We start from the raw sequence: 1,222 nt of genomic DNA, 5'->3' as shown, positions 1-1,222 counted from the left end.
GCGCTGCGGTTCAGCTGAGTCGTTCGATGACCATGGCCATGCCCTGGCCGCCGCCGACGCACATGGTCTCCAGGCCGAACTGCTTGTCGTGCCACTGGAGGGAGTTGATCAGGGTGGTGGTGATGCGGGCGCCGGTCATGCCGAAGGGGTGGCCGATGGCGATGGCGCCGCCGTTGACGTTCAGGCGGTCGAGGTCGATGCCGAGGTCGCGGTAGGAGGGGATGACCTGGGCGGCGAAGGCCTCGTTGATCTCGACGAGGTCGATGTCGCCGATGGTCATGCCGGCGCGGGCGAGGGCCTGCTTGGTGGCCTCGACCGGGCCGTAGCCCATGATCTCCGGGGAGAGGCCGGAGACGCCGGTGGAGACGACGCGGGCGAGCGGGGTGATGCCCAGCTCGCGGGCCTTGGTGTCGGACATGATCACGAGGGCGGCGGCGCCGTCGTTGAGCGGGCAGCAGTTGCCGGCGGTGACGGTGCCGTCGGGGCGGAAGACCGGCCGGAGGCCGGAGACGGCGTCCAGGGTGACGCCGGCGCGCGGGCCGTCGTCCTGGGAGACGACGGTGCCGTCGGGGGTGGTGATCGGGGTGATCTCGCGCTGCCAGAAGCCGGCCGCGATGGCCTTTTCGGCGAGGTTCTGCGAGCGGACGCCGAACTCGTCCTGCTCGGCGCGGGTGATGCCCTTGAGCGCGGCGAGGTTCTCGGCGGTCTGGCCCATCGCGATGTAGGCGTCGGGCAGGATGCCGTCCTCGCGCGGGTCGTGCCAGTGGCCGCCGCCCTCGGCGGCGCGCTTGGCGGTGCGGGCCTGCGCGTCGTCGAAGAGCGGGTTGGGGGTGTTCGGCATGCCGTCGGAGGTGCCGTTGATGCTCCGCGAGACGGCCTCGACACCGGCCGAGACGAAGATGTCGCCCTCGCCGGCCTTGATCGCGTGCAGCGCCATGCGGGTGGTCTGCAGCGAGGAGGCGCAGTAGCGGGTGATCGTGGTGCCGGGCAGGTAGTCCATGCCCATCTGCACCGCGACGATCCGGCCGAGGTTGTGGCCCTGCTCGCCGCCGGGCAGGCCGCAGCCGAGCATCAGGTCGTCGATCTGCCGCGGGTCGAGCCCGGGGACCTTGGCCAGGGCGGCGGCGATGATCTGGGACGTGAGGTCGTCCGGGCGGACGTCCTTCAGCGAGCCCTTGAAGGCCCGGCCGATCGGCGAACGGGCGGCGCTGACGATGACGGC

At 71.7% G+C, this 1,222-nt stretch carries 1 protein-coding gene; it reads right to left on the bottom strand.

The window, feature by feature from the left end; all coding sequences use genetic code 11:
• Positions 1 to 10 precede the first annotated feature (10 nt).
• Positions 11 to 1,222, bottom strand: a 1,212-nt coding sequence (locus tag IE98_RS0141505) for an acetyl-CoA C-acetyltransferase (RefSeq protein WP_199923061.1), incomplete at its 5' end; no start/stop codon positions are given.

It is taken from the genome of Streptomyces sp. NRRL B-24484 (genome assembly GCF_000717715.1).
GTDB lineage: Bacteria > Actinomycetota > Actinomycetes > Streptomycetales > Streptomycetaceae > Kitasatospora.
This window is presented reverse-complemented; position numbering and strand designations above follow the sequence as displayed.